The 15,096-nt window shown below is 33.5% G+C and carries 14 protein-coding genes; 2 read left to right on the top strand and 12 right to left on the bottom strand.

The window, feature by feature from the left end; all coding sequences use genetic code 11:
• Positions 1–16 precede the first annotated feature (16 nt).
• From DFR54_RS10685 to DFR54_RS10630, 12 genes are all read right to left on the bottom strand, one after another.
• Entirely contained in the window at positions 17–919 is a 903-nt protein-coding gene (locus DFR54_RS10685; RefSeq protein ID WP_114290219.1) for a phosphate ABC transporter substrate-binding protein PstS family protein, read from the bottom strand.
• Between the two features lie 298 nt (positions 920–1,217).
• On the bottom strand, positions 1,218–2,471 hold the full coding sequence (clpX, locus tag DFR54_RS10680; protein WP_114290218.1) for an ATP-dependent Clp protease ATP-binding subunit ClpX: 1,254 nt from the start codon (positions 2,469–2,471) through the stop codon (positions 1,218–1,220).
• Between the two features lie 179 nt (positions 2,472–2,650).
• Positions 2,651–3,934 (bottom strand): trigger factor, encoded by a 1,284-nt coding sequence (gene tig / locus DFR54_RS10675; protein ID WP_114290217.1) that lies wholly within the window; start codon positions 3,932–3,934, stop codon positions 2,651–2,653.
• A gap of 106 nt (positions 3,935–4,040) precedes the next feature.
• Positions 4,041–4,961 (bottom strand): hypothetical protein, encoded by a 921-nt coding sequence (locus tag DFR54_RS10670; RefSeq protein WP_114290216.1) that lies wholly within the window; start codon positions 4,959–4,961, stop codon positions 4,041–4,043.
• Between the two features lie 73 nt (positions 4,962–5,034).
• Positions 5,035–5,268, bottom strand: a complete 234-nt coding sequence (locus DFR54_RS10665) for a YkuJ family protein (protein WP_086341410.1) — start codon at positions 5,266–5,268, stop codon at positions 5,035–5,037.
• Between the two features lie 99 nt (positions 5,269–5,367).
• On the bottom strand, positions 5,368–6,234 hold the full coding sequence (locus DFR54_RS10660; RefSeq protein WP_114290215.1) for an NAD(P)-dependent oxidoreductase: 867 nt from the start codon (positions 6,232–6,234) through the stop codon (positions 5,368–5,370).
• A 103-nt stretch (positions 6,235–6,337) separates the two neighbouring features.
• The gene (locus tag DFR54_RS10655) at positions 6,338–7,354 is read right to left on the bottom strand and encodes a lysylphosphatidylglycerol synthase transmembrane domain-containing protein (protein WP_114290214.1); all 1,017 of its coding nucleotides are present in this window, start codon (positions 7,352–7,354) and stop codon (positions 6,338–6,340) included.
• Between the two features lie 16 nt (positions 7,355–7,370).
• Positions 7,371–8,579, bottom strand: a complete 1,209-nt coding sequence (locus DFR54_RS10650) for a glycosyltransferase family 4 protein (protein ID WP_114290213.1) — start codon at positions 8,577–8,579, stop codon at positions 7,371–7,373.
• A 15-nt stretch (positions 8,580–8,594) separates the two neighbouring features.
• Entirely contained in the window at positions 8,595–9,617 is a 1,023-nt protein-coding gene (locus tag DFR54_RS10645) for a glycosyltransferase family 4 protein (protein ID WP_114290212.1), read from the bottom strand.
• Between the two features lie 184 nt (positions 9,618–9,801).
• Positions 9,802–11,526 carry a phosphoenolpyruvate--protein phosphotransferase gene (gene ptsP, locus DFR54_RS10640; RefSeq protein ID WP_114290211.1) on the bottom strand — a complete coding sequence of 575 codons (1,725 nt, stop codon included), beginning with the start codon at positions 11,524–11,526 and terminating at the stop codon, positions 9,802–9,804.
• Entirely contained in the window at positions 11,526–11,792 is a 267-nt protein-coding gene (locus DFR54_RS10635; protein WP_086341404.1) for a phosphocarrier protein HPr, read from the bottom strand. Before DFR54_RS10635 ends, ptsP begins: the two co-directional genes overlap by 1 nt.
• A gap of 169 nt (positions 11,793–11,961) precedes the next feature.
• Positions 11,962–12,147 carry a hypothetical protein gene (locus DFR54_RS10630; RefSeq protein ID WP_114290210.1) on the bottom strand — a complete coding sequence of 62 codons (186 nt, stop codon included), beginning with the start codon at positions 12,145–12,147 and terminating at the stop codon, positions 11,962–11,964.
• A gap of 183 nt (positions 12,148–12,330) precedes the next feature.
• Between DFR54_RS10630 and DFR54_RS10625 the strand changes: the two genes are divergently transcribed.
• Both DFR54_RS10625 and DFR54_RS10620 read left to right on the top strand, forming a co-directional pair.
• Entirely contained in the window at positions 12,331–14,529 is a 2,199-nt protein-coding gene (locus DFR54_RS10625; protein WP_114290209.1) for an ATP-dependent Clp protease ATP-binding subunit, read from the top strand.
• A gap of 145 nt (positions 14,530–14,674) precedes the next feature.
• Positions 14,675–14,980, top strand: a complete 306-nt coding sequence (locus DFR54_RS10620) for a DUF1827 family protein (RefSeq protein ID WP_114290208.1) — start codon at positions 14,675–14,677, stop codon at positions 14,978–14,980.
• Positions 14,981–15,096 lie beyond the last annotated feature (116 nt).

The raw sequence follows: 15,096 nt of genomic DNA, 5'->3' as shown, positions 1-15,096 counted from the left end.
CTTTTAAATGACCAGTTTACTTAATGTTACCTTCCATATCACGTTCAACTTTCATGTCAGCCATTGAGATATAACCTAATTCTTTGATAACATTTTCTTGTACATCTTTACTCTTCATATACTCTACAAAATCTAATACTTCTTCTTTAGCATCTTTTTGTGTATACATATGCTCATATGCCCAGATTGTCCATGAGTTATCTGCTACATTTTCATCTTTTGGTTCAACACCATCAAGACTTAAACCTTGCAATGAATCATCAATATATGAGAACGCTAAGTAGCTAATTGCTCCTGGTGTTTCCGCAACGATTTTTCTAACTGTTCCAGATGAATCTTGTTCTTGTCCTTTTGCTGGTGCTTCACCTGCTAGTGCCCATTTTTCAAATGTCGCACGAGTTCCACTTCCTTCAGCACGGTTAACAATTTCAATTTTTTGATCTGCTCCACCAACTTCTTTCCAGTTAGTGATTTTTCCTGTGAAGATATCTTTTAATTGTTCTTTAGTAATATCTTTTACACCAACTTCTTTATTAACAACTGGTGCAATTCCTACTACTGCAATTAAGTGATCTTCTAAGTTTGATGAATCAATACCATCTTTTTCTTCAGCATATACATCTGAATTCCCAATATCAACTGCTCCTGTTGATACTTGAGTAAGTCCTGTTCCACTTCCTCCACCTTGAACAGTGATTGAGTAATTTGGATTATCTGTCATATAAATTTCTGCTACTTTTTCTGCTAATGGTTGAATTGCCGTAGAACCAACTGATGTAATTGATACTTGTTCAGTTTTAGAACCTGATTCTTTTGCTCCTTCTTTTGAAGAAGAATCTGTTTTATCGTTTCCTCCACCACAAGCAGCTAATGTGAATAGAATCCCTACAGTTGTTAAAGACAATAATATTTTTTTCATAAGTTTGTAAATCTCCTTTGTTTGTTCGTTTGTTTTGATTACAAACAGAGTTTAACAAGTTAATGTAAAAAATAATGTCTGTTCTTTGTAAAAGTTTCGTAAAAATAGTAAATCTTTGAATATTTATTTACATTTTAAATTTTTTTAGTCAATTTAATGTAAATTTCATCTCGAGAAAGTAAAATTTATAACGAATATAACAAAAAAGAAACTATTAACTAAAGTGTAGCGACCTCCAAAAGTTAGATTTTTGTTCTAACTTTTTGGGGGTCACTACAAAGTAATAGTTTCTTTTATTTTAACTTACTTTTTTCTTTTGTAATTCAGGTTCGCCTTCACCAATAACGGCTTCTTTTGTAATAACGACTTTTTCAACATCATCTCTTGTTGGAATTTCGTACATGACGTTCATCATGACATGTTCAATAATTGAGCGTAAACCACGAGCACCTGTGTCTCTTTCAATCGCTTGGTTAGCAATTGCATTTAATGCGCCAGGTGTAAATTCTAAGGCAACCTCATCAAGTGATAATAATTTTTTGTATTGTTTTGTTAAAGCATTTTTCGGTTCAGTTAGAATGTTAACTAAATCTTCTTCAGTTAATTTTTCTAATGAAGCAATCACAGGTAATCGACCAATAAATTCAGGAATTAAACCAAATTTAAGTAAATCTTCTGGAATAATTTGTGACATAATACTTACTTCTTCGTCACGGTTTTTATTTGTCGTACCAAAACCAATAATTTTTTCACCTAAACGTTCTTTAACAATATTTTCGATTCCCGCAAAAGCCCCACCAACAATAAACAGAATTTCTGTTGTATCAATTTGGATTAACTCTTGTTGAGGATGTTTTCGTCCTCCTTGAGGTGGGACACTAGCAACTGTTCCTTCTAAAATCTTAAGTAAAGCTTGTTGTACCCCTTCACCAGAAACGTCACGAGTAATCGAAACATTTTCACTTTTACGAGCAATTTTGTCAATCTCATCAATGTAGATAATGCCACGTTGAGCTTTTTCTACATTGTAGTCCGCAGCTTGTAAAAGCTTCAGAAGAATATTTTCCACATCTTCCCCTACATAACCTGCTTCAGTTAAACTTGTCGCATCAGCAATAGCAAATGGCACATTAAGTGTTTTTGCTAATGTTTGTGCTAAGAATGTTTTACCTGATCCAGTTGGTCCGATTAAACAAATATTACTTTTTTGTAATTCTACTTCGTCTTGAATAGCATCTTCTTCTTCTTCAAGAGCCATTTGTTGAACTCGTTTGTAGTGATTATATACTGCAACAGCAAGAACTCGTTTAGCTCTTTCTTGACCGATAACATATTCATTTAAAACTTCTAAAATTTCTTTAGGTTTTAAGACATTGATTAAATCAGAAGAGATTTCTTCTTGGATTTCCTCATCAATGATCTCTTTACATAAATCAATACATTCATTACAGATATACACGCCAGGGCCTGCAACTAATTTTTTTACTTCATCTTGTGATTTCCCACAAAAAGAACAACGCACATCATTGTTCTCATCTGTATTGTCGTACATGGACTTCCCTCCTGTTGAACAAAAGTCTTTATTCACAAAGCTTTTGTTTCTCATCCCGTATATTCTAACACAACAACTTATTCCATGCATTAAAAAAGGTGTTCTCTTAATATTCCCTTACAAAATAAAAGGAAGCTAACTCACATGAGTCAGCCTCCTTTTTTACGAACAAGTTAAAATTAAGCTTCTTCTTTAGCAGATGAAACAATTGCATCTACTGCACGTTTCATTTTAATGTCATGTGCTAGCATTTCATTGTTTAATGCACCGCGTACAGCACTTTCTTCCATGTTGTATTGTGCAGCTAAATCTTTGATTTCAGCTTCAAGATCTTCGTCAGTTACTTCGTAGTTTTCAGCTTCAACGATAGCTTCAATAACTAAGTTAGTTTTAGTTCTTGTTTCAGCTTCACCTTCGAATTGAACGTGTAAGTCTTGTTCAGTAGTACCAGTCATTTGGTAGTATAATTCTGGTGAGATACCTTGTCGTTGCATGTTTCCTAAGAATTCGTTCATGCCACGGTGTACTTCATCATGTACCATAACGTGTGGTAATTCTACGATTTCAGCATTTTCTACTGCTTGAGCAATAGCTGCTTCTTCAATAGCATTTTTAGCAGCTTCTTCTTTAGCAGCTGTTAATTGTTCTTTGATTTTAGCTTTTAATTCTGCTAATGTTTCAACTTCTTCGTCAACATCTTTAGCAAACTCATCATCTAATTCTGGTAATTCTTTAGATTTAACTTCATGAACTTTAACTTTGAAGATTGCTTCTTGACCAGCTAAGTCTTCAGCTTGGTATTCTTCTGGGAAAGTTACTTTAACTTCTACATCATCTCCAGCTTTTGTTCCAACTAATTGGTCTTCAAATCCAGGGATGAATGAGTTAGATCCTAATTCTAATGAATAGTTTTCACCTTTTCCACCTTCAAAAGCTTCTTCACCTTTAAATCCTTCAAAGTCGATAACTACAGTGTCGCCATTAGCAGCAACGTCTTCTTTAATGACTAATTCAGCTTGGCTAGCTTGTTTTTGTGCTAAGTTTTCTTCTACATCAGCATCTGTTACTTCACGGTCTTGAGCTGGAACTGTTAAGTTTTTGTACTCACCTAATTTAACTTCAGGTTTTACAGTTACTTCAGCAGTGATAACCCATGCTTGACCTTTTTCCATGCTTTTAACGTCGATGTTTGGTTGAGCAACTGGTTCAATTCCAGACTCGTCAATTGCAGCGCTATAAGCTTCTGGCAATACGTGGTTTAAAGCATCTTCGTATAAAGCTTCTTCTCCGTACATTTTGTTAAACATTTGACGGTTGATTTTACCTTTACGGAATCCTGGTGCACTGATATCTTTTTTAACTTTGTTAAATGCAGCAGTTAAACCTTCTTGGATTTTTTCTTCAGCGATTTCGAAAGTTAAAGTACCTTCGTTAGTTCCTGTTTTTTCCCATTTTGCAGACATTAATATGTACCTCCACAGTATCTATTTGTAATTTTTTTAGTTCCTTGCATACCTTTCAATCTTACACTAAAGGACCTAAATTGTAAACATTTTTCCTTGACCTATTTTAATTAAAAGACATCATTTTCAACACTTCAGAATCAATTTGATTTTGAATCTGGCTAATTTTTTTAAAATCAGTTTCGCTAGTATTTCCTTGAAATTTTTCAATGTAGCTTGTTATCCATTTGTCTGTGGGTTTCATCACTTCACTAACAAAAGGATATAAACATCCTATATGAAGTTTAATTGATTTTTCGACTTCATTTTTAATACTTGGATTATTCGTATCAAAGAAGTGTGACACTTCTTTTAAGACGACGCTCTCTCCATACTCTTTTGCTAATACTTTTTTTGTTTTAGGTCTAAAACTTTTTATTTCACCATTAAATGTTAAGACCTCTATTTCTTCATCTAGTTTTACTTGTACAAGTAATTGACAAATTTCACTGCGACTAAAAATAGAAACTCTTTCATCAACCAAAAGATCCTTAGCTACATCTACAACCATTTCTTTTGGCAAAAATTTCACTTTTTTTAAAACGATACCTTGATTTAATTTTGGTAAATCAACCATTGCCCTAATATCATCTTGAAGTTTTCGATACTTAGTTTTGTTAATCATTAAGTGATATTCTTTTGAAATATCATAAGCTTTTTTTAAGTCACCTGAATTCTCAACTACTAAACTTACTAATAGTTTTTCTATTTCAAAAAAGTAATTTAACTGCAGTAAAATATTAAAATATAAAAGTTGCAACTCACTTGTTTTTAAGTAAGATATCTTTTTCTCACACAAAATACTATAGGCTGCCTCAAATTCTTTTAATTCCACTAAAGACTTTGTTAGTGACGTATTTGCTACTAAATCATCTTTTATATTGTATGCTGCTTCAAAGTAATCTCTAGCCATTTCATAGTTTTGATCATCAAATGCTTGACTACCTAATGTCATATTTCTTTCAAATAAATCTGGCATCTCTAACATTAACTCACTCCACTTTCTAAGCAAAAAAAAGAGGTGGACAACATGGTCTCACCTACATTTCTTTATTTCTTAATTAATCTTGTAATAATTCAAAGATTTCCAATGCCACTAAATCAATGTCATCAAATTGATAAACTTGTTGAGAACCAGATTCTGTTAACTCGAACATTTCAGTACTACTATCAAATGTTACGATGCATCGCTCTTGTCCTTCATTTTCAAAACGACGAACTTGTACCTCTGTATCGTTTGCCTCTACCATAGCGCTCAATCTTTTAATGATTGCTATCAATTTAGAATTTTTCATAGAGCTAGCCTCCTTAAAATTTCTTCTGCTTTATTGTAACAGAAAGATACTCAATATGCATTTAAAATACTACTTTTTTTTCATTATTATAAAAATATTTTATTCATCCCACCAAAGTTTGATTAAAGCTTGTGTACCATCATTTTCAAAACCTTTCTCAATCAACTGATTATATAGGTTTCTAGCCTCTTTTGTGGCTGGTAAATCAATTCCCATATTTTCTGCTTCTGTTAAGGCAATGTTTAAATCTTTAACAAAATGCTTAACAAAAAAGCCTGGTGTGTAATCTCTTTTTAATATTCTAGGAGCATAATTAGTTAATGACCAGTTAGCTGCACTTCCTCCGCCTACTGTATCAAGAACTTTTTCCACATCTAAATTAGCTGCTTTAGCATAAACTAATAATTCAGTCATTCCAGTCATTGTTCCAGCAATCATGATTTGATTAGCCATCTTCGTATGTTGACCACTACCGGCTTTTCCTTGTAAATTAACTTTACCACTGAAAACTTCTAAAACTGGTTTGATTTCTTCATAAATTTCAGCCTCTCCACCAACCATAGTTGTCAGAGTACCATTTTTTGCCCCTAAGTCACCACCTGATACAGGAGCATCTAATGCAAACCCGTGATTAAACTTAGCTCTATCAGCAATTTTTTTAGCTAGAGAGGGTGTACTTGTTGTCATATCTACTACTATTTTACCAGTAATATCTGCACTTAAAACACCTGCTTCTCCAAAGTAAATTTCTTCAACGTCTTGTGGGAAACCAACCATTGTAAAAATTAACTCACTGACTTCTGTTACTTTTTGAGGTGTATCATACCACGTAGCACCTTTTTCGACTAATTCATCTGTCTTAGATTTCGTACGGTTATAGACTGCCACATCATAATCAGCATTAAGTAAATGCTTAACAATCGAAGCACCCATAACTCCTGTTCCAATAAAGCCTATTTTTTTCATTCTTGGTTCACCTCTCTTGATTAATATCTTTATTATAGACAAGTCTAAGGAAATAAGAAAGTGCTTAAGTTGAACACAAAAAAGAGACTGCGACATAAATATGTCACAACCTCAACTTTTTATCTGGTTTGATCATTAAGACAAATAGTCCTAAAACAATACCTAAATAATAAGTCACAATACGCCATAAAAAGATGGCTAAAACTAATTTCCCTGGGACAACAACAAAAGTTCCAAATAATAGACTAAAACTATATTCAGCCCCACCAGTGCCACCAGGAATTGGAAATAAAGAGATAATCATGATAATAAAAGCATGAAAGACAATGACTTTAAACACATTTACATCCTCAATATGTAAAGCCAGTAGCACAAAATAAGGAACTACATAGTAAATCATCAACTGTAAAATAGTCATTAAACTTGTCTTTATCATTAACTTAGGAGAGCTTTTCATTACGCGACTCTGTTCGTAAAAGCTTTCTAGTTTTTCCATTACAGGTTCTTTAAATCTTGCTAATCTTCGACCTAATTTAAATTTAGACGTGATATTAAAAAATCCTAGAACTATTTTTTTAGCCAAGCTATGCCAAAACATAATCAATAGTAAACAAAAAACAACGACAAAATGAACAACAAATCCTAAAATTATCAGGTAAGACAGTTTATTAAAATTACTAGATACCCAGTGGAAACCAAAGAGCAAACAGACAATAAAATTAAGAACTACCCAAACCTGATAAACAACAAATTTCATTAAAGAAACTGAGGCTGCTACTCCGTAATCTACACCAGAAGTTCCCATTGCTACTATTTGAGCTGGTTGTCCCCCAGTAGAAAAAGGTGTAATAGCGTTAAATAAATGTTGAATCAAAGGGATTCTGTAAGAATTTTTAAAAGAATAATCTGGATTTGTTTTTCTCAAAAACATTTGAGTAATCTTACCTTCCACACCCCAGTGTATTAGCATTAGAAGAATGGCTACGCCTATCCACAACAAATTAACATTGGCAACCTCTAGTAAAAAGTCTTGCAGATTCACTTGGCGAAGCTCATTCCATATAACTAAAAAGCCTAATACAAAGACTAATATCAAATAAAAACTATTTTTTTTGTTCATGAGCTACCTCATCTTTTTATTTTCTAAAGATTCTAAGAGAACTAAGCCCCTCGTCTTCATCCTCTATTTCAGTTTCGCTGTACTCATAGTCTGAAATAATTTTTTCATAAAGAGCTGAAACTGTCTTACCAAAAGCTTCACTTGAGATTTCATAAAGTTTGTTTTTAAGTATCTCATCGTCCTCTGGATAGTCACCATTTATATACGCAATTAAACTTTTAGCAAAATCCTCATTTTCTTTATATGTCACACCTAAACTTAATGAGTCAAATAATGGATCTAAATAGGCATTCCCTTTAGCCACAACTCGTGTTTTAGCTGCCATTGCTTCTGTATAAGTTAAACCTTGCGTTTCAGAATCAGAAGCACTAACAAAAATATCAGCTGCTTGATAGACAGGAGATATCTCTTCATTAGGAATTTCCCCAGCAAAAATCACGTTTTTATTAATTTCTAATTCCGCTGCTTGTTCTTCTAAATCCTTTTTGTAAGGCCCTTCTCCCACAACAAGTAAACGAACATTTGGAAAAGCTGCAATAACTTCTGGCATTCCAGCTAAAATTGTTTGGATGTTTTTTTCATATGAAATACGACTCACTGATAATAAGAAAATATGCTCATCTGTAATATCATAATCTGCTTTTATTTTATCAGTGGCTTCTTTAGGTACAGGTCTAAATTTAGACACATCAATTCCTGTAGGTACAATATATTTAGGTATTTCAATTTCATACTCTTCCAACTTATCAACAACTCGTTGACTAGGACAAATAATGCCTGACATATGAGCTGTATAAAGTTTTGAAAACTGTTTAACATGGACGGGACGGATTAATTTACCATTAGCAATATAATGAAGGTAATCCTCATACATCGTGTGATAGGTATGCACACATGGTATACCTAAAGCCTTAGCAACCTGTTTACCCAGCATGCCTAAACCAAATTCTGTATGGGTATGAATAATATCTAACTCTAAATCTTTTGCCACATAATAGGCATAAAGCATTCCTCGAATAATGACACGACGCTCTTTAAAGGAAATAAAAGGGACGCTTGGCATTCTAATAATGCGATTTTCTAACTCGCGAACATTAGGGTCAGTAGTTGTGAAAATATAGACTTCATGACCTAAAGCTTCTAACTCTTCTTTTAATGTTCTAATAGATGTCGAAACACCACTCACTTGTGGAAAATAGGTATCTGTAAAAAAACCAATCTTCACAACTCTCACCTCCCTTTATTTGTTGCTGTACTTTGTATAATAATCATACCAAATTTTAGAGACATTTTCTTTAGAATAATAGGCCCCTGCTTCTCTTGAAGCTTCTTGATATGTATTTAGTAAGTCTCTTTGTTTATTTATTTTTCTTAATTCTCTCTCCATATCAACTACATTATCAGTGCTAATATATTTACCATCTATTATTGAATGATATAACTCTAAGTCTCTTAACATAATAGGTGTTCCGCAGTTAAATCCTTCTAAAATAGACATCGGAAATAACTCGTTGAATGAAGGTAGTAAAAAGATATCTGCTAAATTATAATATTTAACTAACTCACTACGGTCAATAATTCCTGTAAATAATAAATTACTCGGTGGGTTATCATAGACTTTTTTATAACGCTCATAGCCATCTGTAATTTTTCCAAATGAAAAACCACCTGCCCAAATAAATTGAATATCAGGATTGTCCATAGCTAGTTTAATAAAATCATCTAAACCTTTTCTTTGTTGAATTTGACCAGCACCTAGAACAACTAAGTCAGTCTCTTCAAAACCTGCTTCTTTACGCCAAGTTTGTTTAGTTACTGTATCCGCTTCGTAGAAAACATCTTTGGAAACAAAATTAGGAATATAGATTACTTTTGTTGTATCGATTCCAGCCTCTCCTAATTTTTCTATGAAAGACGGATTAACAACTACTAATTGCTCCATTCGTTTGTAAAAAGAAATCAAGTAACGATTAAATATTTTTTGAAAAGGTCCAAAAATAGAAATGCTTCCTTCTAGTGTTTCTGGTAAGAAATGAACATAACCAATTCTTGTGCCTCTTCTTTTTTTGAAAAAAGTTGATAAATAAAAGAGTGGATCAACTGTATGATAGTGAGAGATATCAGATTTAGAATATTTATTAATTCTGATTTCAAACTCTTCAGGAAACTGCTCTTTTAACATTTTTACTAATTCGTTATAGGCACTACCTACACCTTGACCTTTTACTTTATCAGCAGAAGAAAACATATTAATCTTCAGCAATTAATTCACTCCTTAATTATCACTATACTTGAAAATAATATTTTAAACATCATACCATAGTCTTAAGTTTACAATTTTTTATTATAGCACAATTTTTATTATTAAAAAATAAAATAAGGTGAAGAAAAAGTAGTCTTATACCACAAAAAAAGAGGATAACTAAAAAGTCATCCTCTTTTGTATATTATTCAGCAGTGTAAGATTCTACTAATGCCACAACTTCTTCTGCAGTATCGCATTCAGTAATCGCTTTATTAGCTAATTCTTCCATCTTAGTTGAATCTAGACGTTTCATAAGGCTTCTAGTACGTAAAATACTTGTAGCACTCATTGAGAACTCATCTAAACCTAATCCTACTAATAATGGAACAGCTGTTTGATCTCCAGCCATCTCTCCACACATACCAGCCCATTTACCTTCAGCGTGAGCTGAATCAATAACGTTTTTAATTAAACGTAAGATTGCAGGGTTATATGGTTGGTATAGGTAAGAAACACGTTCGTTCATACGGTCTGCAGCCATTGTGTATTGGATTAAGTCATTTGTTCCGATACTGAAGAAGTCCACTTCTTTAGCAAATCTGTCAGCAATAACTGCTGCAGCTGGAATTTCAATCATGATACCAACTTGGATATCTTCTGAAACTTCAACACCTTCAGAAACTAGTTTAGCTTTTTCTTCTAATAACATTGCTTTAGCATCACGGAATTCTTGTAATGTAGCAATCATTGGGAACATAATACGTAAGTTACCGTATACAGATGCACGTAAAAGAGCACGTAATTGTGTGCGGAACATAGCGTCTTCAGCTAAACAGATACGAATAGCACGGTAACCTAAGAATGGGTTCATTTCTTCAGGGAGTGTTAAGTAAGGTAACTCTTTATCTCCACCGATATCCATTGTACGAACCACAACTGGTTTACCATTCATACCTTCAAGTACTGCTTTATAAGCTTCAAACTGATCATCTTCACTAGGGAAATCTGGTGAGTCCATGTATAAAAATTCAGTACGGTATAAACCAACTGCTTCTCCACCATGACCATTAACACCCTCTAAATCTTTAGGTGTTCCAATATTTCCAGCTAATTCAAAATGTTTACCATCAGCTGTTACTGTTTTAGCATCTTTTAATTTATCCCATTCAGCTTTCAAATCAGCAAATGCTTGTTTCTTTGCCTCAAATTCAGCTATTTCTTCAGTTGATGGATTAACAAGAACATCACCTTCACTACCATCTAAAGCTAAAACATCGCCTTCAGATACAGCTTCTGTAATATTTTTTGTTCCAACTACTGCTGGGATTTCTAATGAACGAGCCATAATAGCTGAGTGAGATGTACGTCCACCAATGTTTGTAACAAAGGCGCGAACGAAATTACGATCTAACTGAGCAGTATCACTTGGAGTTAAATCTTCAGCGACAATGATAACTTCTTCGTTAATCATTGATAAATCTGGTAATTTAACACCTACTAAGTGACTCATAACACGTTTAGTTACGTCTTTAATGTCAGCAGCACGCTCTTGCATGTAAGGATTGTCTTCCATGCTTTCAAACATACCGATAAACATATCTGTTACTTCTTTTAATGCTGATTCAGCGTTAACATTGTTATCTTTAATGTTTCCTTCAACAGCTCCAATTAATTCTGGATCTGAAAGTACCATTAAATGAGCATCAAACACTTGCGCTTCTTCTTCACCTAAGCTCTTAGCAGCTTTGTCACGAATAGCTTGTAACTCAACTGTTGATTGACCTAGTGCATCAGTAAGACGAGCAACTTCTTGATCGACATTTTCAATTGATTTTTTTTCAAATGAAAGGTCTGGCTCAACTAAAAGATAAGCTTTTGCAACTGCAATGCCATCACTAACCGCAATACCTTTTAATTGCTTTGCCATTATTCTGATAAACCTTCTTTTTTCATTGTTTCTTCAATAGCTGCGATTGCTTCTGCTTCGTCAGCACCTTCAGCTGAAATAGTTACGTCAGCTCCTTGGCCAACACCTAAAGACATAACGCCCATGATTGATTTTAAGTTTACTGATTTACCTTTGTATTCTAAGTTAATGTCTGAGCTGAATTTACTTGCAGTTTGCACCAATAAAGTCGCTGGACGCGCGTGAATCCCTGTATCTGCTACAACGTGAAAATCTTTTTTCTCCATAATAAATCATTCTCCTCTGTAATCGAATTTGATTTGAGGACTACTTTTATTCAAACAATATAGCGTTAAAAAAAAAAGTAACCCTTTCAATGATAAAGAATACCATGTTTTCTATCTATAAACAACTTTTTTCATTTAAGAAAACGTTGTCATTGACAAAAGTTCCCGTTTAGTTTTCTAATATTTTCCTATAGATTACTTTTCCACCTAAACCAGCTTCACCTTTTAAATTATTTTTCTCAGGATGAGCTAACCAAGCTTCTCTAAACTCGAAAAAATCCGGCTTTTCTATAACTAATTCTTCTAGTTCTCCACTGATTAATAAATTTATTTTTTCTACATAAGGATTTTCCATAAATCTCTCTCCTTTATCTTATATTTATATATAAGAGTATAGCACTTCTTTTATTTTATTATAATAGAAGTAAAGTTCAAATTCTTGAAAAAAATACTTTAAGTAAGTATAATTAAATCAAGGTCAAAAAAGGTCAATCAAATCCTTTTACCTTTCAAAATGAATAATAAGGAGCGTGAATGTATGCTTTGCCAAAATTGTCAATCAAACGAAGCTACTATACATCTTTACACACAAGTACAAGGTCAAAAAAAACAAGTTGATTTGTGCCAACAATGCTATCGTCAAATCAAACAGCAAGAAGACTTAGCACACAGAGAACGTATGACACAAGATCCTTTTGGTTTTGGATCTTTAAATGATTTATTCCGTCAACTACAAGAACAAAACAAACAACAACCAACATCTAATAATCAAATACCACCAACTGAAGCGGGTCGAATGGGACCTCCTATGCCACCAAATAAAAGTGGCGGCTCACTTCTTCAAGAGTTTGGTGATAATTTAACAGATGCTGCTAGAAACGGAAACATTGACCCAGTTATTGGACGAGACGAAGAAACAACTCGAGTTATTGAGATATTAAATAGAAGAACAAAAAATAATCCTGTCTTAATTGGTGAGCCTGGAGTTGGTAAAACAGCAGTTGTCGAAGGATTAGCTTTAAGAATTGTGGAAGGCAATGTTCCTCAGAAATTACTTAATAAAGAAGTTATTAGACTAGATGTCGCTTCTCTTATTCAAGGTACAGGCATTAGAGGTCAATTTGAGGAAAGAATGCAACAACTTATTTCAGAACTAAAAGAAAATAATAATATTATTCTCTTTATTGATGAAGTTCATGAAATCGTTGGTGCTGGTTCTGCAGGGGATGGGAATATGGATGCTGGAAATATATTAAAACCAGCTCTTGCTCGTGGCGAACTTCAATTAGTTGGTGCTACCACTTTATCTGAGTACCGTATTATTGAAAAAGATGCAGCACTTGAAAGACGTATGCAACCTGTTCGTGTAGATGAACCTACAGAAGAAGAAACTATTACCATTCTTAAAGGAATCCAAAAACGCTATGAAGATTTCCATCATGTTTCTTATACAGATGACGCGATTGTTGGAGCAGTTAAACTTTCTAGCCGTTTTATTCAAGATAGACATTTACCAGATAAAGCTATCGATTTATTAGATGAAACTGGTTCTAAGAAAAACTTAACGATTCAAGCACTTGATCCTAAGGTTATTGAGGAGCGTTTAGTTGAAGCTGAAAAACAAAAAGAAATCGCCTCTCAAGAGGAAGATTTTGAAAAAGCTGCTTATTACAGGGATCAAGTGAAAAACTTAAATAATCTAAAAGAAAAAGAAGTCGCTGACGAAGACATACCAACAGTAACCATTAAAGATATGGAGCAAGTTGTTGAGATTATGACTGGTATTCCAGTTGGGGAATTAAAAGAAAAAGAACAAACACAAATGAGAAATCTTGACACTGATATTAAGAAACATGTGATTGGTCAAGATGAAGCAGTGGACAAAGTCACTCGTGCCATTAGACGTAACCGCATCGGCTTAAATAAAAAGAATCGTCCGATTGGTTCCTTTTTATTTGTTGGACCAACAGGTGTCGGAAAAACAGAATTAGCTAAACAATTAGCTTTTGAATTATTTGGTGATAAGGATTCTATGATTCGCTTTGATATGAGTGAGTACATGGAAAAACACAGTGTCGCTAAATTAATTGGTTCTCCCCCTGGTTATGTGGGTTACGAAGAAGCGGGACAATTAACAGAAAGAGTTCGTAGAAATCCCTATAGCTTAATTCTCTTAGATGAAATCGAAAAAGCCCATCCTGATGTATTACATATGTTCTTACAAATATTAGATGACGGTCGATTAACAGATGCTAAGGGACGCACTGTTAGCTTTAAAGACACACTTATCATTATGACAAGTAATGCTGGAACTGGAGCAATTGAAGCAAGCGTTGGCTTTGGTGCGACAGTAGACGGAACTAGTCAATCTGTCTTAGGACAATTAAAAGACTTCTTTAAACCAGAATTTTTAAACCGATTTGACGGTATTATTGAATTCAAGCCTCTATCAAAAGAAAACTTATTAAGTATTGTTTCTCTGATGCTAGACGAAGTGAATTACTTACTTGAAGATCAAGAAATTCACATTGAAGCCGACCAAGATGTCAAAGAAAAACTAGTTGATTTAGGATACGATCCTAAAATGGGAGCACGACCTCTAAGAAGAGTTATCCAGGAACAAATTGAAGATGCTATCGCTGACTTTTATTTAGATCATCCTAATGAGAAAAATCTTGTTGCAACACTAAAAAATGACGAGATTTTAGTTTCAAAAAAAGTTAACGAAGAAAAATAACATTTTTTATCATTGTTATTGAACAAATAACGATATTAAGTGTACGAACCTTAAATAAAAAGCGTTATTCAACTAGCAACCGTTTTTTTATGGTATAATAGAAGTATAGAAGGAGTCTATCCTAATAACGTGAGAGGTGATTAGAATGAAATTAATCGACGTAACAAACAGCTATGCAACACTCGTCTCAAAACAGTTAGAAAATACAGATGCGACTTACGTCAAAGTTTATTCATTAGGGAAAACATTGGTTGTTCACAGTATCGCAGATACACATGTTGAAGTTGTTATTGTTAACAAATCTCGTGAAGTTAAAGATTTTGAAGTTAATCATGTATTAGACGTTATCTTGAGTCGTGGCATTGAAAGTGACGATTTAAATATCATTCGAAGTAAAGGCCTCGTAGAAATCTCTATGGCCACACCTATTAAAAAGAAATCAGTAGTGTAAAAAGCATGTAGTCGTTATGACGGCTCTATAATTTAAAGGACTGATGAATCAAATTTTGATTCATCAGTCCTTTTTTAGTTTATTTAAATATAAAACATGTCGTCTATCTAGTAAAA

Source organism: Vagococcus fluvialis, assembly GCF_003337315.1.
In the GTDB taxonomy this organism is placed as follows: domain Bacteria; phylum Bacillota; class Bacilli; order Lactobacillales; family Vagococcaceae; genus Vagococcus; species Vagococcus fluvialis.
This window is presented reverse-complemented; position numbering and strand designations above follow the sequence as displayed.

What these genes read in the sequence shown, in the direction of transcription:
- DFR54_RS10630 (WP_114290210.1), bottom strand. Translation starts at nt 12,147, where the DNA reads ATGGAAAATCCTTATGTAGAAAAAATAAATTTATTAATCAGTGGAGAA.
- DFR54_RS10685 (WP_114290219.1), bottom strand. Translation starts at nt 919, where the DNA reads ATGAAAAAAATATTATTGTCTTTAACAACTGTAGGGATTCTATTCACA.
- DFR54_RS10655 (WP_114290214.1), bottom strand. Translation starts at nt 7,354, where the DNA reads ATGAACAAAAAAAATAGTTTTTATTTGATATTAGTCTTTGTATTAGGC.
- clpX (WP_114290218.1), bottom strand. Translation starts at nt 2,471, where the DNA reads ATGTACGACAATACAGATGAGAACAATGATGTGCGTTGTTCTTTTTGT.
- DFR54_RS10670 (WP_114290216.1), bottom strand. Translation starts at nt 4,961, where the DNA reads ATGTTAGAGATGCCAGATTTATTTGAAAGAAATATGACATTAGGTAGT.
- DFR54_RS10625 (WP_114290209.1), top strand. Translation starts at nt 12,331, where the DNA reads ATGCTTTGCCAAAATTGTCAATCAAACGAAGCTACTATACATCTTTAC.
- DFR54_RS10665 (WP_086341410.1), bottom strand. Translation starts at nt 5,268, where the DNA reads ATGAAAAATTCTAAATTGATAGCAATCATTAAAAGATTGAGCGCTATG.
- DFR54_RS10635 (WP_086341404.1), bottom strand. Translation starts at nt 11,792, where the DNA reads ATGGAGAAAAAAGATTTTCACGTTGTAGCAGATACAGGGATTCACGCG.
- DFR54_RS10660 (WP_114290215.1), bottom strand. Translation starts at nt 6,234, where the DNA reads ATGAAAAAAATAGGCTTTATTGGAACAGGAGTTATGGGTGCTTCGATT.
- ptsP (WP_114290211.1), bottom strand. Translation starts at nt 11,526, where the DNA reads ATGGCAAAGCAATTAAAAGGTATTGCGGTTAGTGATGGCATTGCAGTT.
- DFR54_RS10620 (WP_114290208.1), top strand. Translation starts at nt 14,675, where the DNA reads ATGAAATTAATCGACGTAACAAACAGCTATGCAACACTCGTCTCAAAA.
- tig (WP_114290217.1), bottom strand. Translation starts at nt 3,934, where the DNA reads ATGTCTGCAAAATGGGAAAAAACAGGAACTAACGAAGGTACTTTAACT.